Origin of the sequence: Paenalkalicoccus suaedae (assembly GCF_006965545.2) — a bacterium.
Lineage (GTDB): Bacteria > Bacillota > Bacilli > Bacillales > Salisediminibacteriaceae > Paenalkalicoccus > Paenalkalicoccus suaedae.
On sequence record NZ_CP041372.2, the window covers coordinates 849164 to 871273 of the forward strand.

A 22110-nucleotide genomic window follows, 5' to 3' on the forward strand; every position below is an offset into this window, starting at 1 on the left:
TATGAGAGCTGTTTTATATCATTACGTGCGTATGGTTATACGAAGACCACTGACGTTTTTTGGGAGCATGGTACTCGCAATCGTTTTTGCTGCTGTCATAGGTGGTGGAGGAGACACATCTACCATACCGGTTGCCTCAGAAGAACTATCGGAGGAGGAATTGGCTACTATTGCCACCGAGATCGAGAATTTTTCGGATGAAAATATAGAGCTTTTGCCGACTACTATGCAGAGCTTAGAGGATCGTGTGCGACGCAGCAGTCCTCCATTTGGAATCGTATTAAATGAGGCGGATGCTTCTGTACTCAAAGTCTATGACGCGCCAGAGATCGTCTTGTTTACATCGGAGCTGCAGGCGTTTTATCGAGAGAAGGGGTATGAAGTCGCGGTAGAAGCGTTTGTTGAAGCGGATGAATGGTCAGAGAGACTTGAAGAAGCAGCTGGCTTTACCTATGAAATGGAGACGACAGAATCTGTCTTTGCATACGACCGCGCTTTGCATGCTATATTTGGATTTATGTTATTTTTTACGATTAACACCGTTGTATTTAGCATCTCTTCTATTGTCGTCCAACGCCAGGAGGGAACGTGGGATAGGATGATTTTGTCCGCGGTATCTAAAGCAGAGCTCTATCTAGGGCATGTACTATTTGCATTTGGATTTGGTGTTTTAAACATGTATATCATTTTATTCTTATTTCAATTTGTGTTTCAAGTAGACTTTTACGGAGGCTTTTGGCTAACGCTTCTCGTCGTCTTACCATATATTCTGGCAGTTGTGTCGCTTGGAATACTAATTAGTGGTATTGTCACCTCCTATAAAATGCTTGATGCAGTGATTCCACTCGTTAGTGTCTCGATGGCCATGCTAGGAGGAGCTTTTTGGCCATTAGAAGTCGTTTCAATGGAATTCCTTCAACAGGTAGCTTCTTTTATACCTCTTAAGCACGGCATGGATCTATTGATTGGAGTGACTTATGGCAGTATGCAAACTGAGGACATGCTACTTTCCACTTCGGTACTCGTATTGATGAGCGTGGTTTTTGCTGGGATTGGATTTAATTTGATGGAGAGAAGGTAGTGATTGAATTTCTCGGGTAGTAAGTGAGTTGACGCAAACGGGAATGGAAGTGATTCGATCGGGCATCGAATTGATGAAAGCGAGATTTGATTTGACGCATACGAAGTGACTAGTAGTGCAATCGAGTATCCACCTGATGCAAGCGCCCTTGCAGATAACGTATAGAAATTGCGTTGATGCATACAGCGTTAGAAGTGAAGCAAATGCACCTCAATTTAACGCAAACTAACCTGTGCTAAATGAAGGAAAGGAATGTTTACCTAAGCACGACCTCACTTTGATACACCACACCAAAAAGACCGCCAAAAAAGGCGGTCTTATTCGTCTTCATTTTCTCGAATAAATGCTTCGGGAAGGCGGAGGCGATTATTTTGCAGGAAGAGTTCAAGCATCTCGTCCTCATCATCGTCTTGGCTTTTAATTTCTTTCATTTCATTGTGTAGCTTTTCCATCTTATGGTCGAGAGCTGCTGCGGAGACGGCTGCTTCTTTCAGTTCTCTTTTTAATCGCTCTGGAACATCGCGATCGTATTTGTAAAAAATCTTATGCTCTAGGCTTGCCCAAAAATCCATCGCAATGGTTCGTATCTGTATTTCGATTGGCACACTCTCCGTGCGATCAGACATAAATACAGGTACCTCTACAAGCAGATGCAGGCTCTGATAGCCGGTTGGCTTCGGATTTTCGATGTAGTCCTTTACCTCACACACTTTTACATCCCGTTGATTTTGTAACATGCGGCTTATCTCATAAATATCGCTGATAAACGAGCAGGTTACACGAATTCCGGCTATATCTTTAATATTGGCACGCATGGAATCAATCGATACAGGGAGATCCTTACGATAAAGCTTCTTAAGCATGCTTTCCGGCGTTTTTAGTCGGGAATTTACATGTTCAATTGGGTTGTAGTCATTCATGTAATGAAACTCTTGTTGAAGAATTTCAATTTTCGTTGTCATTTCATCGATAGCAAATTGATAGGTCATTAAAAACCGAGTCATCTCTGTTTTTATTTTTTTCAACTGATGAATTGGCACGGAAGGTACGGTATCCATGGTAGCAACGCTCCTTTATCAACTCTTTTTTTAATCATATCATGACACGAATTGAAGAGATGTCGAAAGTTGTGGAAAGACAGGTGCAAACAGATGTTACATAACTATGTATAAGGTTGAAGGCACTTAAACTAAAATGTATTACTATCTCATACTCATACGTTTTTTCACCCGAATATGTTTCGCGAAAGGAAAAAAAGCTACAAAGGACGACGCCTCCGTAGCTCTTCCACTAGCTAATCGTAAGCCTCCTCCGCTTCGATCGCATCGGCTTTTGTTTGGTGAATCGTTCCGAAAGGGTGATTAGGCGGGGCATAAATAGAGTACAGTTTTAATGGAACAATTCCGCTATTGACGATGTTGTGCCATGTCCCAGCGGGAATTAATATAGCTGTTCCATCATGAAGATGGCGAACGTAAGATAAGTTATTTCTCGTTTTGCCCATCCTCACAATCCCGTTCCCTTGCTCGACTCGTAAAAATTGATCGACGTCTGGGTGCATCTCAAGACCAATATCCTCACCTGGTGGTATGCTCATCAACGTCACTTGTAAATGGTCTCCCGTCCAAATTGCTTTACGAAACGCAGTATTCTGATTTGTTGCTTGTTCAATATTAACAACAAATGGCTTTGCACCGTAGTCGTTTCGATGCTCTGAACTCTCCTCCTTAAAAAATGGAGCACCATGATGCTCCACTTCAGAATGAGAGCGACTATAGTTGTAAGGATAGATTGGATAGAAATAAGGCACATTATGCATAGTTTTCAATCCCTTTCATTGATGATAAGGCATTTTATGTAACAACCATGTAAGTGTGCCTTCTAAATTAAAAAAGCGCACCCTATAAAATTAAGGTGCGCACGACAAAACATGTCCTAATTCCATTACTTTTTCTCACTTCTCCGCTCGAACAAGACAGTATCATGCCAGATGCCTTCGCGCTGCGCAATTCGCTCGCGTCTGCCTACCTCTCTAAATCCGCAGGCAAGATGCAAGGAGGTACTAGGCGTATTTACTGCAAATATAGTAGACTGGAGCGTCCAAAAGGAGGCTTGTTCACTTGCTTGGATCAAAGTATGTAAAAGGGTTCTGCCAATACCGTGTCCAGTAAAGCCATTGGCTACATAGAGGCTAACTTCCGCAACACCAGCATAGACCGCTCTAGCAGAGATCGGCGAGAGAGCCGCAAAACCAACTATTTTCTCTCCTAAAGTTGCAACGAATCGACAAGGTTTACAGTGCGTTCGGTCCCAGTCGTCATAAGAAGGAACAGTATGCTCAAATGTTGCCACTCCTGAATCGATCCCGTCTTTGTAGATTTGTGAGACGCTCGGCCAATCATCTTTTGTCATGGGCCGTAAGAAAAGCTCCTCCTTCATTTCTCATCTTCCTTTCCTGGCGAAAATAGGGTTACGCCCGTTGCTTTTACAACACGGTTACGCCCCGAGTTTTTAGCGACATACAAAGCTGCATCCGCATCCTTTAAAATACGATCACCACATGCAGTTGTTTCTGGGTAGTGCGCGAAACCAATAGAGACAGTGATCGAGATTTTTGTGCCATTTGATAGAGCAAACGGTGTGCGCTCTACAAGTTGACGAATTCGTTCTGCGAGCTGCATAGATTGAGACAAAGAGATAGTTCGTAGGAGCACTGTAAACTCTTCGCCTCCATTACGACTAACGATATCGTCTGACCGTACTTCTTTTTCGATTAGTTGACTTAACGTTTTGAGTACAATATCACCTTCTGGATGGCCATATGTATCGTTTACTTTTTTAAAATGATCAATGTCGATAAATAGGATTGCTAGTGAGCTTTTAGAAAGTTGGGCTTGTTTAGACCAGCTGTTAAATAACTGATCAAACTGGCGTATGTTATGTAAGCCTGTAAGTGGATCGGTTAAGGCTGCTTTTCTGTACTCACGCATGATTTTTTGAGCATTTCGTACATAATCGATGGTGTAAAAAGCTAAAAAACCGGCTATATAAGACATGCATGCAAAAAAGGCTAACACAGATAAAAGCTCATTTGTCTCCATATTTACTTCAATTAGGAGAAACGAAAACCAGAAAAATGTCGACGAAATCATTAGGAATACTTTGACGAGTTGTGAGACTGGTAATTTTGTAATAAGAAGTCCTAAAAGAACAACTAAGATGAGCAGAATCGGAGAGTAAAAAGCAGCTTCCGAGACTTCAATTAAAAAGCGTCCGATAATGATAGGGATCATGCTGAATAATGCTGGAATTGCACCACCATAATAAACTAAAATAATGACAGGAATAAAGCGTAAATCAAGCAATGCCTCATCTAGTCGTAAACTGTAAGTCATTAATACGGTCGCAAGCATACCTCCCGTTAATCCGACAAACATTTTGCGGAGGAAGGAGGAGTGACGATTTAACGGTTTATCCTTTGTTAATTGGGAATATACGAATAGCCCTGATGTAATGATGGCTATATTGGCGAGGAGTTCTTTGACTAAATCAAGCACGAGGTACCTCCTGTTCGTTCATCTAATAGGCGTGTTATATGTATAAGACCAGTTGCTTTATAACTAGGTCTCTGGAAATAAGTATACTATAATTCCACTCCTAGAATCTCCTTAAACCTGTTATTTTTCCTAAATCACCAGAAATTGCTTTTAATTGGGTGAACCTAATACCCCCAATTTGCAATCAGCGTCATACACGGACTTTTCACAAAAAACCATATCGCGAATTCACACAAGTCGCATATAGTACGGTAAAATGAGCTAGTGAGCCATGAAGGCTTTTAGCGGAATTATATTTTGGAGGGTGAATAAACATGAAAATTGGTTTACTATACGGCGGAAAATCCGCAGAACATAAAGTATCACTACAAACTGCAAAGGCAGTTATCCAAGCACTAGATTTAACAAAGCACGATGTGCACCCAATTTACATAACGGAGACAGGAGAATGGGTTCGTGGAGAACAGCTCTTAAACCCAGTAGATGACGTTAGTCAGCTGAAGCTCAACGACAATCCTGTGTCACCAACGGCTCTTAATGCAGAAATCTTCCCAACGACTACGGAAAATCAAACACAGTTGGACGTCGTGTTCCCACTACTACACGGACCAAACGGCGAGGATGGAACGGTTCAGGGCATGCTTGAGCTTATGAACATCCCTTATGTTGGTAATGGCGTGTTAGCGTCAGCTGCTGGTATGGATAAAGTCATGATGAAAAACATTTACGCACAGTCGAATATCAAGCAGCCAAACTATGTGTGGTATGTACGTCCTGACTGGACAAAGAATCCTGAAGCGAGCTACAAAGAAGTAGAAGAAAAGCTTGGTTATCCTTGCTTTGTCAAGCCAGCTAACCTTGGATCAAGCGTTGGGATTAGTAAAGCGAAAAACCGCGAGGAGCTTGTAAAAGCGTTTGAGCTCGCATTTGAATATGACCGCAAAGTCATTATTGAAGAAGGCATTATTGGACGCGAAGTAGAGATTGCCGTACTTGGTAACGACGAGCCAGAATGCTCGGTTGTTGGTGAGATCGTACCAGAAGCGGACTTTTATGACTATAAAGCTAAATACGAGGATCAAAGCACAGGACTTATTATTCCAGCAGAAATTACGGAAGCAGAATATGAGTCCATTAAAGAAGTAGCGATTCAGTCCTTCAAGGCACTCGACTGCTCTGGACTTGTGCGCGCAGACTTCTTCTTAACAGACGCTGGCGAGGTATTAATGAACGAGGTCAATACAATGCCTGGGTTTACGCCATTTAGTATGTTCCCGATGCTTTGGCAGGAATCAGGTGTCTCCTACCCAGAGCTTATTGAAAAGCTACTAGCACTTGCTGTCGAACGACATGAGGAAAAGCAGAAGATTAAGCACACGTTTTAATGAATAAAGCGCAAATGTGGTTAACCCAAGAAGATTTGGAAGGTAGGGGTTTGGATGATTAGATGTCAGGTGTCTGAGGTTGCGGCCTGGACGAACGGTGAGGTTGTTGGCGATGGTGCGATAGAGATTGCGGGTGTGTCGACGGATACGCGCTCGCTTGTCGGTGGCAACCTATATGTGCCTCTCGCTGGGGAGCGCTTTGATGGGCACGATTTTTATGAGCATGCGGCGGAGGCTGGCGCTGTAGCAACGCTTTGGAGTAAGCAAGCGAAGGATCGTCCAAGTGGCATGACGCTAGTGCTTGTGGACGATACGCTCGATGCCCTTCAGCTTTTAGCAGAAAATTACTTGGATTCTTTGGCAACTCGTGTCGTCGCAGTCACGGGGAGTAACGGGAAGACGACGACGAAGGATATGCTTGCGTCGGTGCTTGGTACATCGTATAAGGTGCATAAGACGCAGGGGAATTTTAATAACCATATCGGTTTGCCACTGACGATTTTGGCGATGGAGCGGGACACGGAGGTTGCGGTTCTTGAGATGGGCATGAACCATCGCGGAGAGATTGAGCTCTTGTCGAAGCTTGCGAAGCCTGACGTTGCAGTAATCACGAATATTGGCGAGTCTCATTTAGAAAATCTCGGGACACGTGAAGGCATTGCAGAAGCAAAGTTTGAAATCACGGCCGGATTGAAGTCTGACGGAGTACTTGTTATTCACGGCGACGAGCCGTTGCTTACGCCATTAGTAGCAGATGTACCGTTTACGGTAGAGACGTTTGGTACGTCGAGTGAATGTGGACTTGTAGCTAACGACATTGTGCAAGGAAAGTCTGGTACGGACTTTACGTTTGATGGAGACGCTTTTTATATTCCCGTATTAGGCAAACATAACGTCAATAATGCATTAGCAAGTATCGCAGTCGGTCGCGCGATGCATGTCCCTGTTGCAGCTATGCAACAAGGCTTGCGTGAGCTCGCGATCACTGGCATGCGCACAGAGCTAATTGAGGGCGCTAACGGCGTTACGCTCATAAATGACGCCTACAACGCGAGTCCAACTTCCGTTGCCGCAGCCGTTTCTTTGCTAGAAACAATGGAAGGCTACTCACAGCGAATCGTCGTCTTAGCGGACATGCTGGAGCTCGGCGAAGAGGAGGAAGCGTTCCACGAAAAGGTTGGACGCGAGCTGAATCCAGAGAAGGTCGACTATGTATTCACCTTTGGTAAGCTCGGTCAATCCATTGCAACGGGTGCAAGTGAACGATTCCAAGAAGGAAAAGTATTTTCGTTTACAGATAAAACAGAACTAGTAGAAGTACTTTCAGAGACCGTTACTCGCGACGCGATTGTGTTAGTAAAGGGCTCACGTGGTATGAGACTAGAAGAAGTAGTGCAGGAGCTACGAGCATAAAAATAAAAATTGCACTTCTCTAAAGGTAGTAGCATCACATGAATAGACAAAAAAGCTTACTCATGTATAAACAAAAAGGGAAGGATTGCTATCTGAGCAATCCTTTCCTTTTTGCTAGTTTTAGATGCATGTAATCATGTATAACGCTACTCTACATTTTTTTAAGTTGAGCTTCTGCCATGTCTCCAGCAAATGGGAATTTAAACCGTTGACCATTGTAAGCTTTGTACATGGCATAAATCCAAATAACAAGAGTAAGTGGTGTAATGAGTAGACTGATCAACCAACCGATTAATGGAATAATCCCAACGACCATGGAGAGAACAAACAAAAAACCGAACATGATTGTAGACTGCATAGCATGATAGCGGACGTATTGGTTTTCTTTTTCGATGAAGAGAAAAATAATCCCAGTAATAAAGCCGAGTAAATACGTTAACAATGCTGCTAGATTTTGATCCATTCCTGAAGCTGTTCTACCGGTACCGGGTACAGAAACGAGTTTTTTGTCAGCCATTGTGATACCCTCCCATTTTAAGTATCATAAGTAACTAGAAACAAAAAAATGAGCGACAGAAATTTGTTGAATTTAGTATACCATAATTACCTACTATAAAATCAGAATATTCAGTTTAAAATTAATATTTTTCGATAGATTTACAGGTGAGAAAGTATTAAATTTTTTTTATGATAAAAAATAAATTGATGTCATTACCGTGACCTCCGGTCCTCCGGAGCGAAGGATGGCGTCTCCTAGAGGAGCCCTTTCGCGAAGTGAAAATCCTTTCGAGCGGCCATTGGTTTGGCCGTTCGAAATAGTTGAACAAGCACCTCAGGAAAGCGTCAGCCGAAAGCGTAGGAGGACCGGAGGTCCTGCCCTTGAACTTGACCTTGACCTTGAACTCCAAAATAATAAAACTAATATAAAATAAATAAAGCGCTTGCATTCATATAAGAATCATGGTAAAAATAAAACAAGCGCTTACAAAAGAATAAACAAGGATTGTTACTGTTTAATCAGGCAAAACCTAATTTTCTACAAGCCAGCACAGAATCGGTGTTGTTTTGTAGAGAGTTAGGTTTTTTTGTTTAAATAGAGCCACTCGCGCCTAACCTAGGAGGCACGCGTCGCACATACGATCCGACCTGGAATGTTACCTTAAGTGGGCATAACCTGTGTGAATGAGCCATGCTTCGACATGCTTTTTTATACAGGTTTTTTTATTGGCAAAAGTCAAAGAGGGGGTAAGTGGCATGAAGTATGAGCAGTTAGCTACGGATATTTTAGCTCGTGTCGGTGGGAAAGAGAATGTAAGAAGTGTTGTGCATTGTATTACGCGACTTCGATTTAAGCTAAAGGACGAGAGTAAGGCGAAGACAGAAGAGATCAAGCAAATGGACGGTGTTGTGACCGTAATGAAGAGCGGTGGACAGTACCAGGTTGTTATTGGGAATCATGTGCCTGATGTGTATCAGGCGGTGCTTGCTGTAAGTGGATTTTCGCAGGATACCTCTTCGTCTCAAGAGGAAGAGAAGGATCAGGATAAAAATTTGTTAAACCGTTTTATTGATATTATTGCGAGTATTTTTACTCCAATTCTTGGTGTACTTGCTGCAACCGGGATGATTAAAGGATTTAACGCGTTATTCGTCGCGGTTGGTGTGCTCGATACAGAGTCAGGTACGTACCAAATTTTAAATGCGATTGGGGATTCGCTGTTTTACTTCTTCCCAGTTTTTCTTGGATATACGGCCGCAAAGAAGTTTGGTGTAGCGCCATTTATCGGGATCGCGATTGGTGCTTCACTCGTGTATCCAGCGTTAGAGGGATTAACAACAGGCGATCCGCTGTATACGCTCTTTGCAGGAACGGTGTTTGAATCGCCGGTTTACATCACTTTCTTAGGTATACCTGTTATTTTAATGAGCTATGCAACATCCGTTATTCCGATTATTTTAGCAACGTACTTCGCGTCAAAAGTAGAGCCGTTTGTTAAAAAGATCATTCCAGATGTTGTGAAAATGTTCTTAGTTCCATTCTTCACACTTTTAATTGTTGTACCGATTACATTTATCGTGATTGGTCCAATTGCAACTTGGGCAGGACAGTTACTCGGTCAAGGTACCGTGTTTGTGTATGAGCTGAGCCCACTAGTTGCAGGGACGCTACTTGGAGCCTTCTGGCAAGTGTTCGTTATCTTTGGTCTCCACTGGGGACTTGTACCAGTTGCCATTAACAACTTAACGTCACTTGGCTCAGACCCAGTGTTAGCAACGATCTTTGCGGCTTCCTTCGCTCAAATCGGTGCGGTACTAGGTGTGTATCTGAAAACGACGAGTAAGACGTTAAAGACATTAAGTGTACCAGCCTTTATTTCGGGTATGTTTGGGGTAACGGAGCCAGCAATTTACGGGGTTACGCTACCTAAGAAGAAGCCGTTTATCTTAAGCTGTGTTGGAGCAGGTATCGGTGGTGGTATTATCGGATTCTTTGGTGGACAGGGATATATTATTGGAGGCTTAGGTATCTTCCAAATTCCATCCTTTATTTCCCCAACAGAAGGAATTACCGTTGGATTTTACGGAGCACTCATTGCCATGGTCGTAGCGTTCGTATTAGGGCTTGTCCTCACGTACTTCTTTGGTGGAGTCAATAAAGATGAAGCGCCTATTGAGAATGAAACGGCGACTGCATCAAGCGAAGCAGTTGAAGCGAAGCCAGGTATCGTCAAAGCAGGAGAGCAAATTGAGAGCCCGTTATCTGGACAGGTCATTCCTCTTTCTGAAATTGCGGATCAGGCGTTTGGATCAGGCTCATTAGGTACAGGACTTGCGGTTAATCCGTCTGAAGGTAGACTCGTTGCACCTGCTTCTGGGACAGTAACCGCACTTTTCCCAACGAAGCATGCCGTTGGTATTACGACTGATTCTGGTGCAGAGATTTTAATCCACATTGGAATGGATACCGTGCAGCTTGATGGGAAGTACTTTACCTCGCACATTCAGCAGGGGGATAGAGTGGAGAAGGGTCAGCTGTTAATTGAGTTTGATATGGAAGGTATTAAAAACGAGGGCTATGAGCTTACGACGCCAGTCGTGATCTCAAACTCGAAGGAATATACCTTCAAAACGACAGCTGATAAAGAATTAAAAACGGGAGATTTATTAATGACATTAATGCGCTAAAAAGAGAGGGCTTCTCCCTCTTTTTTGATGAAAGGAGTAGAGCATATGAAGGGATTTCCGGAGGACTTTTTATGGGGCGGAGCCGTTGCGGCCAATCAAGTGGAAGGTGCTTATTTAGAAGATGGCAAAGGACTGACCACTGTTGATTTACTTCCACAAGGGGAACGCCGTTTTGAGATTATGCTAGGTGACTTAAAGGGATTCACACCGGATCCTGATACGTTTTATCCGTCACATGAAGGTATTGATTTTTACCACACCTACAAAGAAGATATTGCACTTTTTGCGGAGATGGGATTCAAAGCATTGCGTCTGTCAATCGCGTGGACGCGTATTTTCCCAACAGGAGAAGAGTCAGAGCCGAACGAGGCTGGACTCGCCTTTTATGACAGTGTTTTTGATGAGCTTCGCAAGTACAATATTGAACCAGTCGTCACAATGGCGCACTTTGACGTGCCAGTAGCACTCGTGGAGAAATACGGTGGCTGGCGCGATCGTAAGCTTGTCGAATTGTTTGAGACATATGCGAAAACGATTCTTACTCGCTATAAAGACAAAGTGCGCTATTGGATGACGTTTAATGAGATCAACATGCTTCTGCATTTGCCCTACATTGGAGCAGGGCTCGTGTTTAAGGAAGGCGAAAATAAGAAAAAGATTCAGTATCAAGCAGCGCATCACCAGCTTGTTGCAAGTGCTTTAGCTGTCAAAGCGTGCCACGAGATCATTCCGAACGCGATGTGTGGCTGTATGCTCGCAGCAGGTGCCACTTATCCGTACACGCCAGATCCAGAGGACGTTTGGGACGCCGTGCAAAAAGATCGCGACACGTTTTTCTTCATTGATGTGCAGGCGAGAGGGGCGTACCCAGGCTATGCCAAGCGAATGCTGCGCGAGCAAGGCTTGTTCCCAGACATGGAGCCAGGAGACGAGGATATATTGGAGGCGCACACGGTCGACTATCTTGGCTTTAGCTACTACTCGAGCCGTGCGACATCTACCGATCCGGAGGTAAATGCGCAGGCGGCGCAGGGCAACGTGTTTGGATCAGTGCCTAATCCATACTTAAAATCTTCGGAGTGGGGCTGGGCAATCGATCCGAAGGGACTACGTATCACAGCTAATCAGCTCTATGAGCGCTATCAAAAACCTCTCTTTATTGTGGAAAATGGGTTAGGGGCTGTCGACCAACCGACTGACGACTTTGTCGTAGAGGACGATTACCGCATTGCCTATTTACAGGCACACGTGAAGGAAATGAAGGAAGCAATTTTAGATGGCGTAGAGCTGTTAGGATATACCTCTTGGGGACCAATTGATTTAGTTAGTGCCTCAACAGGTGAAATGAAAAAGCGGTACGGCTACATTTATGTAGATAGAAATAACGATGGAAGCGGCTCACTCAAGCGAGCGAAAAAGAAGAGCTTTGCATGGTACAAACAAGTTATAGAGACAAATGGCGAGGATCTATCAGAAGGAGGACAATCGATATGACACAAGCAACACAATCATTTAAGGACGGATTTTTATGGGGTGGCGCGGTAGCAGCCAATCAGCTAGAAGGAGCATTTAACGAAGGTGGGAAAGGACTATCAACAGCTGACGTCTCCCCAAACGGTATTATGCACCCACCAAACTTTGAGCTAGGCGAGCACAACTTATATCACCAAGGAATTGATTTTTATAGCAAGTATAAAGAGGATATCGCTTTGTTTGCAGAGATGGGATTTAAGGCATTTCGCTTCTCCATTGCATGGACACGAATCTTCCCTAATGGGGACGAGCAAACACCTAACGAAGAAGGCCTGCAGTTTTATGATGATGTGATTGCAGAGCTGCACAAGCATGATATTGAGCCAGTTATTACGATTTCTCACTACGAAATGCCATTAGGACTTGTGAAGAATTATGGTGGTTGGAAGAACCGTCAAGTCGTTGATTTTTACGAGCGTTTTGCGAACGTCTTGCTTGATCGCTACCATGACAAGGTGAAATACTGGATGACCTTTAACGAGATCAACATTAACCTCCACGCGCCGTTTACTGGAGCGGGATTATACGTAGAAAATGGAGAAGTTAGCGAACAGGACATTTACCAATCCATTCACCATCAGTTTGTTGCGAGTGCAAAGGCGGTAAGCTATGGACATGAGCTTCGTTCCGACATTCAGATTGGCTGTATGATTGCTTCTATGATCACCTACCCGTATTCGTCAAAGCCTGAGGATATGCAAAAAGCGATGCAACAGGATCGCAACACACTCTTCTTTTCTGACGTGCAGGCAAGAGGCTATTATCCAAGCTATGTGAAGGCGATGCTCGAGCAGAAAGGGATCACGCTTCAGATGGAGCAGGACGACGAAGCCATTTTACAGGCGGGCACCGTTGACTACATCGGCTTTAGCTACTACATGTCGTTCGTTGCGACGACAGATGAGGAGCTTTTGAAGGACTCGACTGGAGGCAACCTGCTGACGGGAGTTAAAAATCCTTACTTAAAGGCGACAGACTGGGGCTGGCAGATCGATCCTATCGGGCTTAGAACCGTGTGTAACCAGCTGTATGATCGCTACCAAAAGCCTTTATTTATCGTAGAAAATGGGATGGGTGCCGTTGATAAGCTAGAGGACGGAGATGTCGTAAATGACGATTACCGAATCGATTACTTGCGCGCGCATATTGAGCAAATGGCGCTCGCTGTAAGAGACGGCGTCGATCTAATTGGGTATACGTCTTGGGGTCCGATTGATTTAGTAAGTGCCTCGACAGCAGAGCTTAAAAAGCGTTACGGCTATATTTACGTAGATCGTGACAGTGAAGGTAACGGATCAAATCGCCGTATTAAAAAGAAGAGTTTTGATTGGTATAAGCGCGTTATTGCGTCAAACGGTCAAAACCTATCATAATAAAGAAAAGAGCTGCGACAAGTGTCGTAGCTCTTTTTAGGTCGTATGTCGATTCATGACACGCTCAATGTGAATCATTAAATACGTCTGCTCTTCTGTCGTTACGTGGTACCCGAAGGTTTGATTAACAAAGTGCGTCACTTTTTCACTACATTCAAAAGCAGAAGGATATTTTTTAGACACCTGCTGGAATAAGAAGGTATCATCTGCATCCGTTGGCTCAAGTCGTTCATTTCCGATCAGGCGAAACGCAAAGTAACGAAGGTGAGTGAGAAAACGTTCATAGTTAATCGATGACTCATCCGGAACGGTGCCGTAGTGATAGCGCACCACAGTGAGGATGCCGTTTACAAGCTTTGTCACCTTCACCATGGAGTCCATACCTTGGTTAGGAAGCTGACTATTTAAAAGGTGAAGCGCAATGGAAGCCGCTTCGTCCTGATCAAGCTCATGCCCCGTCTCCTCTTTAATAATCGCCAATGCATGAAGACCTACTTCATACTCTTTCCGGTAAAATTTCCGAACCTCCCAAAGTAGCGGATTTTTAAGCTTGAGACCCTGCTGATGTCTAGTTACCGCATAGCTCAAGTGATCCGTTAATGATACATAAATGTGATCATCTAATGGAGCCTGTAGCACTTTTTTTGCATACGACAGAATCTTCTCAGACAGTGCTAAAAATGATTCCGGTACGTCGCGCAACAGCTCCTGAAGCTTCGGCGATACATTATTATTAGTCAGCACAAACGTCTTCTCAATCTTCTCGTCCTCTACCTGCTGCCCCACCTTTTTTTGAAAAGCGAGTCCTTTCCCCATTACAACGAGCTCGTTTCCTTGTTCGTTTTCTGTGATTACTACATTATTGTTCAGTATTTTTTCGATCTTCACGGTGCTTCCTCCTTCCGGGTTGGTAGTAGTTTATATTGTGATAACCGAGCGTGATTTTGTGATAACTAGATGGTGAACGGTGATAACTGAGCTCAATTTCGTGATACCTATACAAAACCAAATTTAATGCGCGCTGTAAACACCTACATGCACAACTCGTGCAAAGAATCGCACGAGTTGCGCTACCAACTGGCACGCCCACCATACCGTTCGATCCTTGGACATAAAAAAACCTACACAAAAGCCCTCGCACATAGCGGAGCTTTACATGTAGGTTTTGCCTGCCGCACAGTAACAATCCTGATCAATGTAAGCGTTTCATTATTGGAATGATATCATATAAAAGGCTCACGTGTCTAGTGCCTGGGCTATGATTCTTTTTCCTCAAGTAGGTAGAGATGCATAGTTCGTTAGCCAGTCCTTGATGGTGAAGGAATTGCCTATTCCTTGCTTCACATGTGATTCGATCATGTCCCGAGTTTGTGCAGGGGTAAGAGTGCTTGTATCTATGACGGTTGTCCAAGGTTCATGTAAATAGGGCACTCGCTCCTGCAGATGAGAGAGGATCCAGTCGGGTACCTCACTTTGCCTTTTAATAAAGCGTTCTTTCAACGCGTCTATCGATGGTGCAAGCGTGAAGTGGTAAAACAAAATGTCCTCTTCTACAAGTTCTTCGAGCAACTGCGCTACTGCTGCGGGAGAAAATATGGTACTACCTAACACATAAATGGGGAGATTCTCCGTTTTTGGATGCAAAGACTTTAGCAAAATGCTTGCCTGCTTGCGGGCTTCTGACCACACGACATAGGGGTCTTCATACGTGTAAGTGGGGTCTAGCATTAAAAAGAGTAAATCCAGTTCGATAACCCAGCTTCTCAAATAATCCTCTCTATCTAGCCCTTCTTTAAATAGAGGAGCTAACGTAGACTTACCTGCTGCGGATGGTCCGCTAATCACAATTAATTTTTCCACCTAAATCTCCCCCTGTAAAGGAGATGTACCGGCTAAAAAACGTCGGAGTCCGTCATCAAGCGTTATTTGTGGCGTGAAGCCCGGCAATCTTTCGCAAGCCTCACGTGGAATCATAATCTCACTGTCTCTGTATGGCAAGGTGCCGTAGCAAACTTGTACAGATGTTCCGGAGAGTTCCTCCAATTTTGTTACCAACGCTTTGAGAGATAAGGTTTGGTCAGCCATGACGCTGTAGCGATGAAAGTCCGTAAGGCGACGAGTGAGAAGGTGGTCGAGTGCGACCGTGAAGGCTCTGCAAACGTCCTCCACGTGAAGGAGGTTGATCAGTTGGTCACCTGGCGTCAAGTCGAGGGGACTCTGATTTATCAGGGCTTGCTTGATAAGATTAAGGAGCTTTTTACGCGTATCGTTTTCACCGTAATTATCGTAAAGTACGAGATTCACAACTGCTAGATCTTTGTGCAGAGAATAATAGTAGAGGATGTTCTCTGCTGCTTGCTTTGTCGTAGCGTAAAAACTGTTAGGCCTATAGCTCGTCGTCCCTCCGAATTGAGCATAGGAGCTCGTATTAATAAAACCTCTCACTCCATGAGTTACAGCTGCCTCGGCCAAGTGACCAGTTAGTGTGATATTACTCTCGATCATTCCTTTTATCTCATTTGCCTTGAGACCTAGTTGCGCAAAGGAGGCGAGGTGCAAAATCACCTCTGGCTTAGCGGCTTCAATGGCGGTTGCGATTGATTGGTAAGAAGTTGTGATGTAATGCGTCTTTTCAGGTGGGAAATATGGTGAGGCTGTTCTTACCCCGATGTGAACGTCATAGGATAGCTCCTCTAACATATGAAAGAGATGTCTACCTACAAAACCAGTGGCACCTGTTACAAAGATACTCGTACTCATCGCGATGCGTCCTGCATGAAGGAGTGGATCTGCTTATGCACGATATCACTAGTAGAGAGCGTTGTATTTTGATGCCATTCTGCAATTTTAGCTACCGTTTGATTAATTCCCCAAACAGGCTGCCAGCCTAGAACGGTTTTTGCTTTTGTACAGTTTAGTGTCAATAGTTGTTCTTCGTGATAGGAAGCAGCTACACTACGCGTTGGCACGGGTTGACCGAGTGCGTGAGAAAGCTTATCCACTAATTCATTCACCGGAACACAATCCACTCGTTCGGGACCAAAGTTAAATCCTTCGGCAAACTGATCAGGATGCTGATACAGTTTTTGTGCAAGCATCAAATAGCCGTGAAGGGGGTCTAGCACATGCTGCCACGGGCGAATGGCACTAGGGTTACGAAGCGTGAGCTCCCTCTTTTGATCGTATGCATGCAAAAGCTGTGGAATGAGTCTGCTATCCGCAAAATCCCCCCCACCGATCACATTACCCGCTCTCACAGAGGCTAGTCCAGCCTGTGTGTTAGTAAAAAACGAGTTTCTATAAGAGGTCGTGAGTAGCTCTGCACATGCTTTACTGGCAGAATAGGGATCCTTGCCTCCTAGTCGATCATTCTCTCGATAGTCAAAAACCCACTGCTTATTCTCGTAGCATTTATCAGTCGTAATATTCACGACTGCACGTATAGGTGCTCCGTTTGCTAAAGCGTGAAGTGTTGCATCAAATACACTTGCGGTACCGATAACATTGACGTCAAACGTGCGAAGTGGTTCATCGTAGGACTCACCGACAAACGCCTGAGCTGCCATATGAATCACGATATCTGGCTTAGCGGCAGTTAGTGCATCAGTCAGTTTTTTTGTGTCTCTTATATCTCCAATAATGGAGTCACCCTTAAACGAAGTTGCTAAAAGCTGATAAAGAGACGGCGTTTCGGCCTCTAAACTATAGCCAGTTACGTGTGCGCCTAATTGCTCGAGCCAAGACATCATCCAAGCCCCTTTAAAGCCCGTATGACCAGTTAAGAAAACACGTTTACCCTTCCAAAATTCAGTGCTAATCATTTAGCCCCACGTCTTCCATGGTGCATGTCCTTTATTCCAAATCGCTTCAAGAGCCTGTTGATCCTTAAGCATGTCCATTGGCTTCCAAAAGCCTGTGTGTTTAAAAGACATTAATTCATGATTTTTAGCAAGTTCAGGGAGTATGTCTGATTCAAAAATAGTTTGTTCGTCTTGGACAGCATCAAATATGTGTTTATTTAAGACGAAAAACCCTCCGTTAATCCAGTGATGATCGCCTAACGGCTTTTCTTCAAACGACGTAATAGTATTATCTGGTGAAATAGCTAATGAGCCAAAACGACCTTCAGGCTGAACAGCAGTGAGTGTGGCAAGCTTTCCATGGGACTGATGATAAGAAAGTAGCTGAGGAATATTGACGTTACTTAATCCATCGCCATATGTTGCAAGAAAGGTATCTTCCTCCACATAGTCAACCGCTTTCTTCAGTCTTCCTCCAGTCATTGCTTGATCTCCTGTATCAAGAAGTGTAATTTTCCATGGCTCAACACGTTTGTCTAAGACAGTGATAGTAGGATGAGCTTCGGTCATATTCACGGTAATACTAGGTGTTGAATAGGCATATTGTAGAAAGTATTCCTTAATAACATGTGCCTTGTAGCCTAAACAAATGATAAATTCGTTAAATCCGTAAGAAGAATAGTGCTTCATAATGTGCCATAAAATTGGTTTACCACCAATTTCAATCATAGGCTTTGGTATCCTGCTAGTTGCTTCTGCAAAGCGTGTACCAAAACCTCCGGCAAGTATAACAACCTTCATGTGAATCCTCCTTTTCTGTTTATGGAATAGCGTATTCGTGTCGATCGTTCGTGTATCAACGTTTGTCTAGGGGTTCACATTATCTGTGAAGCTCATATAGAAGTATGGAAGGTCGGGGATTTAAAAGGAGGGAGAGTATTGGCCCAGAGCTATCTATCAAGGATCTATCAAGCATGGAAAAAAAACGAGGTGGGGGAAGCAATGGAAGTGAGGAAAGAGAGTCGCCATATTTGTATTATTGCAAGTGCAGACTATCTTTTAAAAATAGTGTCGTTTTATGAATCGTTGATGAAGCACTCGCCGACCATGACGGTTTGGATTTGCTGTATTGATGATAAGGCGTATCAAGCACTGAAAAAAATTGCTCTTAAAAATGCGATTTATTTTATGGTGGACGATTTGAAGGATGAAGAGCTTCTAGCTACTCGTAAGTCGAGAAGTATTAGTGAGTTCTGCTGGACGCTTAAAGCACCTCTAATGCTGTATATCTTAGAAAGCTTTGATGTGGACGAAATTCTTTACTGCGATGGCGATATGGCGTTCTTTAGTGATGCTGAGCAAATTTTTAGTGAATGGAATAACGCATCTGTATATTTAACTCCACAACGAGATTTAGATTGGGTAGAAGCAAAGTACGGAAAGTATCAAGCGGGACTTATTGGTTTTAAAGACGATGAGGAAGGTAAAAAGGCCTTACGATGGTGGAGGAAGGAATGTATTGCTTTTTGTCAAAAGGAACCACAGGACGGGAAGTTTGGTGACCAAAAATATTTAGATGAATTTCCGACGAGGTTTTCGAACATTCGAATCTCCTCTCACTTAGGTATTAATGCTGCACCATGGAACTGCGTCTATAATAATCATTATCCTATTAAAGAAAGCGGGCAAGACGTTTATATAAAAAATGATCGTCTTGTATCCTTTCATTTTGCCTGTATGTCGATTTATAACGAGAGAGAGTTTGATCTTTGGATGCTAAATAAAATTGACATTCCTGCTGTGATCAAAAGTACGATCTACACGCCTTACTTCTTTCAAATTCAAGACGTTATTTCCCTGATAGAAAAAAAGGGGGTCAACGCTCAGGACTACTATAGTCAGGGCGCTGTTACAGAAGCGAAAACTTACTATAAGTTTACGCCTTTTAGACGAAGCATTGATCAACACCATAGCTTTTACTGCTTTGCTACTATAGTTAGTAAAGAATACTTGAGTCGCTCCGTAGCTCTATATGAGTCGATAAAAAAACACACGACAAGCTTTCAATTATTCGTTTGTGCGATGGACGAAGAATCACATGCAGCGTGGAAAAAGCTTGCGGGGGATCATATTACGCTCATTCACGATACCGAGGTCGGAGCAAAGCTTTTACCTGATCAAACAATGCAGGAGCGCTGCTGGTCGATGAAACCAGCTTTGTGTACGTACATTTTGGATAAATTTGGTGAAGTTGACCATATAGTCTATTGTGATGCCGACCTCTACTTCCATAAGCATCCTAAAATAGTCTTTGAAGAGTGGTCGACATATTCTATCTTTATGTGTCGCCAACGTAGCACGCGTGATGTAGAAAATAAATACGGTATTTATCAAGCAGGTATGCTTGGATTTAAGAATGAATCAAATAGTAGAACAATGCTCGCCTGGTGGAAGGCACGCTGTGAAGAATGGTGCTATAACGACTTTAGTGATCATCGTAAGTGGGGAGATCAAAAGTATCTTACAACAATTCCGAACACGTTCTCGAATATAAAATTGATTGAGCATAAAGGTGTAAACGCAGCCCCATGGAATATTGTCATGAATACAGAGTTATTTCCTACATGGATGGATGGCGATGGGACTGTAAAAATGGATGGGGTTGAAGTCATTTGTTATCACTATGGTAGCGTCCGCTTTTGTGATAAAAACTCTGCAGATATATGGACGTTAGAAGAACTTGATTTCCCAGATGCTGTTAAGGAGGGTTTGTATAAGCCTTATTTAAGGCATGTGGCTGAAATAAGAGATCGTTTAGAAAAGACGCAACAAGTAAAGCCTTATGAGTTAAAAGTGTGTCATGACAAGCCAAAGAATTTATACACATTTAAGTAAAAACAGGGGCCGTATCACGGCCTCTGTTTTTACTATGTAAGCTTACACTTTAAAAACGTGTATACTCGCGGAAAGTTGTTTAGCCATCTCCTCGATGTCAGAAGCATGATGTTTAACCGTACTTGCTGAGGCGGCCTGTTGTTGTGCTGAAGCTGACACTTCTTCGGTAGCAGCGGCAGATTGTTCAATAATTGCAGAAATTTCTTGAATAGATGCTCTGGCTTCATTTGAAAGTGATTCTAATTGATTTAGAAGCAACACTGTCTCGTTAGAAGCCTGTTCATTCCGTTTTGCATCGGTCACGACTTGTGTTAACACTTTTTCCCCAGTCTCAATTAAAGTAAGCTGCTGTGTAACTTCTTTTACGCGAGAATCCATTGCGAGTGAGGTGGACTTAGTATCGTGCTGCATCTCATCTATCAAACTAGTAATTTGCTTTGCTGCATAATTGGATTCTTCAGCAAGTTTTCTCACCTCATTTGCTACAACGGAGAAGCCTTTGCCGTGTTCTCCTGCGCGGGCTGCTTCTATCGATGCATTAAGGGCAAGTAAATTTGTTTGATCTGCAATTGACGTGATAGATGCTACGAATTGTCCAATGCTATCTGATCGCTCAGAGAGTTGTTGCATGGAGTCGTTCATCTTATTCATGCTCTGAATAACAGTGCATAACTCCTCGCGTGCTTCTTTGATGGAACGTTGGCCATGCGAGGCACTCTCTGTTGTTTGCTCGGCTAGATGTAAGGATTTTTCTGCTAAAGCTTTTGCATCAGAGGTTTTAATAGTCACATCATGTACGTTTTCAAAGAGAGTAGTTGTGTGATAGGCTTGTTGATTTGCTCCTTCTGCTACTTCTGTAATGGTTTCGGCGACTTGGTGAGAGGCATCCTCTGTCTCGCTTGAAATAACAGATAGTTGATCCGCTGCATGAGTCGTATCTGATATATTTACTTGGATTTTATTGATCAGTCTTACAAAGTTACTTCTTAATTGAGATAACGAACTAGCAATTGAACCAATTTCATCTTTACGATTGCGCAGGTTCGTAAACGCGTCATTGGATGAAGTAGTTAATTGGTAATTCCCTAGGTCTTTTATTCCACCTTCAAGCTTTAACAGAGGGCGCGTAATGCTTCTCATTAAAAAGTAATTAGTAATCATAGCTACTACTAAAAATCCTAAGATAACGTACTTAACTGTATCGAGTAGGACCTGTCTATCTTGATAAAAAGCGACTTCTTGCGCCGTTCGTGTATCAAGGGTTGTTAGAAACTGGTTGATTGGTTGCATGATTTCTGCCTTTTGACTATGGTATGTAGGGTCATGAAGAATTCGTATAGCAAAAGCCTGTGCGCTTTCTCCTGGTTCAGCGTCAGCTGGAGCAATATTTGTTGCAACGGCCTCCATGGCAAGAACTTCAGTAGCTACTAGCTCATTTGAATTTTCTTCTGATTCAGCTAATAGCGCAAACTCTTCCTCTGTAAAGCCTTGTTGTAACATTAAGTCACGTAATGAAATGGCTTGCGTATCACCTCGTGGAGCTTCTCGATTACTCGCGTAAAAATCCCAATAAATTTGTTGATAATCAAGGGGTCTTTCTTGATCGCCGTTCCGAATAGCGAGTATTTCGTTGTACATGGTAACGTACAACTCATCTCCAGTTGCGGCATATGTTCTAGCGAATCGGGTTAAATCGTCCGAGCTTTGTCTTAGCTCATCGGCTAATAGAAATGAGTCGAATCGATTTTCTTGAGAGGCTTCTAGTTGATCTGAGTTGTACGTAATGGCAAAAGAAATAGAAATGATTAATAGAGCGCTTACAAGTAACAGTGCAACGATGAAAGTAAATTTTTTATGGATAGACATGTACGACTCCTCCTAGTGATT

The 22110-nt window shown here is 43.3% G+C and carries 18 protein-coding genes; 7 read left to right on the forward strand and 11 right to left on the reverse strand.

All coding sequences use genetic code 11. The features are described 5' to 3' along the window. The first annotated feature begins 1 nt into the window (after position 1). Positions 2–1081 carry an ABC transporter permease gene (locus tag FLK61_RS04865; RefSeq protein WP_176008389.1) on the forward strand — a complete coding sequence of 360 codons (1080 nt, stop codon included), beginning with the start codon at positions 2–4 and terminating at the stop codon, positions 1079–1081. A gap of 317 nt (positions 1082–1398) precedes the next feature. Here FLK61_RS04865 and FLK61_RS04870 read toward each other — a convergent pair whose 3' ends face one another. The 4 genes from FLK61_RS04870 to FLK61_RS04885 all read right to left on the reverse strand — a co-directional run bounded on the left by FLK61_RS04870 (position 1399) and on the right by FLK61_RS04885 (position 4638). Then, the gene (locus FLK61_RS04870) at positions 1399–2139 is read right to left on the reverse strand and encodes a GTP pyrophosphokinase (protein ID WP_176008390.1); all 741 of its coding nucleotides are present in this window, start codon (positions 2137–2139) and stop codon (positions 1399–1401) included. A gap of 236 nt (positions 2140–2375) precedes the next feature. Next, positions 2376–2900, reverse strand: coding sequence for a cupin domain-containing protein (locus FLK61_RS04875; protein WP_176008391.1), 525 nt, complete (start codon positions 2898–2900; stop codon positions 2376–2378). A 125-nt stretch (positions 2901–3025) separates the two neighbouring features. After that, positions 3026–3520, reverse strand: a complete 495-nt coding sequence (locus tag FLK61_RS04880) for a GNAT family N-acetyltransferase (protein ID WP_176008392.1) — start codon at positions 3518–3520, stop codon at positions 3026–3028. Beyond that, positions 3517–4638: a GGDEF domain-containing protein gene (locus tag FLK61_RS04885; RefSeq protein WP_176008393.1), complete on the reverse strand. Its 1122-nt coding sequence runs from the start codon at positions 4636–4638 to the stop codon at positions 3517–3519. The genes FLK61_RS04880 and FLK61_RS04885 overlap by 4 nt, the downstream gene beginning before the upstream one ends. 314 nt (positions 4639–4952) lie before the next feature. Between FLK61_RS04885 and FLK61_RS04890 the strand changes: the two genes are divergently transcribed. Beyond that, a complete protein-coding gene (locus FLK61_RS04890) occupies positions 4953–6023 on the forward strand; it encodes a D-alanine--D-alanine ligase (protein ID WP_176008394.1) in 1071 nt (356 codons plus the stop codon). Positions 6024–6077: 54 nt separating this feature from the next. Then, positions 6078–7436 (forward strand): UDP-N-acetylmuramoyl-tripeptide--D-alanyl-D-alanine ligase, encoded by a 1359-nt coding sequence (locus FLK61_RS04895; protein ID WP_176008395.1) that lies wholly within the window; start codon positions 6078–6080, stop codon positions 7434–7436. A gap of 151 nt (positions 7437–7587) precedes the next feature. Here the strand turns inward: FLK61_RS04895 and FLK61_RS04900 are convergent, their stop codons facing one another. Further along, positions 7588–7953, reverse strand: coding sequence for a DUF4870 domain-containing protein (locus FLK61_RS04900; RefSeq protein WP_176008396.1), 366 nt, complete (start codon positions 7951–7953; stop codon positions 7588–7590). Positions 7954–8690: 737 nt separating this feature from the next. Between FLK61_RS04900 and FLK61_RS04905 the strand changes: the two genes are divergently transcribed. Genes FLK61_RS04905 through FLK61_RS04915 form a run of 3 tightly spaced genes read left to right on the forward strand, consistent with a single transcriptional unit; the run spans position 8691 to position 13528 of the window. Further along, on the forward strand, positions 8691–10622 hold the full coding sequence (locus FLK61_RS04905) for a beta-glucoside-specific PTS transporter subunit IIABC (RefSeq protein ID WP_176008397.1): 1932 nt from the start codon (positions 8691–8693) through the stop codon (positions 10620–10622). Positions 10623–10667: 45 nt separating this feature from the next. Further along, a complete protein-coding gene (locus FLK61_RS04910; protein WP_176008398.1) occupies positions 10668–12116 on the forward strand; it encodes a 6-phospho-beta-glucosidase in 1449 nt (482 codons plus the stop codon). Further along, positions 12113–13528 (forward strand): glycoside hydrolase family 1 protein, encoded by a 1416-nt coding sequence (locus tag FLK61_RS04915; protein ID WP_176008399.1) that lies wholly within the window; start codon positions 12113–12115, stop codon positions 13526–13528. The genes FLK61_RS04910 and FLK61_RS04915 overlap by 4 nt, the downstream gene beginning before the upstream one ends. Before the next feature lie 36 nt (positions 13529–13564). Here FLK61_RS04915 and licT read toward each other — a convergent pair whose 3' ends face one another. From licT to rfbF, 5 genes are all read right to left on the reverse strand, one after another. Further along, on the reverse strand, positions 13565–14416 hold the full coding sequence (gene licT / locus FLK61_RS04920; protein ID WP_176008400.1) for a BglG family transcription antiterminator LicT: 852 nt from the start codon (positions 14414–14416) through the stop codon (positions 13565–13567). 384 nt (positions 14417–14800) lie between these two features. Further along, a complete protein-coding gene (locus FLK61_RS04925) occupies positions 14801–15388 on the reverse strand; it encodes an AAA family ATPase (RefSeq protein WP_176008401.1) in 588 nt (195 codons plus the stop codon). Next, positions 15389–16288 (reverse strand): NAD-dependent epimerase/dehydratase family protein, encoded by a 900-nt coding sequence (locus FLK61_RS04930; RefSeq protein WP_176008402.1) that lies wholly within the window; start codon positions 16286–16288, stop codon positions 15389–15391. Then, positions 16285–17349, reverse strand: coding sequence for a CDP-glucose 4,6-dehydratase (gene rfbG, locus FLK61_RS04935; RefSeq protein WP_176008403.1), 1065 nt, complete (start codon positions 17347–17349; stop codon positions 16285–16287). Before rfbG ends, FLK61_RS04930 begins: the two co-directional genes overlap by 4 nt. After that, positions 17350–18129, reverse strand: a complete 780-nt coding sequence (rfbF, locus tag FLK61_RS04940; protein WP_176008404.1) for a glucose-1-phosphate cytidylyltransferase — start codon at positions 18127–18129, stop codon at positions 17350–17352. Positions 18130–18330: 201 nt separating this feature from the next. Here rfbF and FLK61_RS04945 point away from each other — a divergent pair, with 201 nt between their 5' ends. After that, on the forward strand, positions 18331–20223 hold the full coding sequence (locus tag FLK61_RS04945; RefSeq protein WP_176008405.1) for a glycosyl transferase: 1893 nt from the start codon (positions 18331–18333) through the stop codon (positions 20221–20223). Positions 20224–20265: 42 nt separating this feature from the next. On the opposite strand, the gene FLK61_RS04950 is transcribed toward FLK61_RS04945, so the two are convergent. Next, the gene (locus FLK61_RS04950; protein WP_176008406.1) at positions 20266–22089 is read right to left on the reverse strand and encodes a methyl-accepting chemotaxis protein; all 1824 of its coding nucleotides are present in this window, start codon (positions 22087–22089) and stop codon (positions 20266–20268) included. Between the last annotated feature and the right edge of the window lie 21 nt (positions 22090–22110).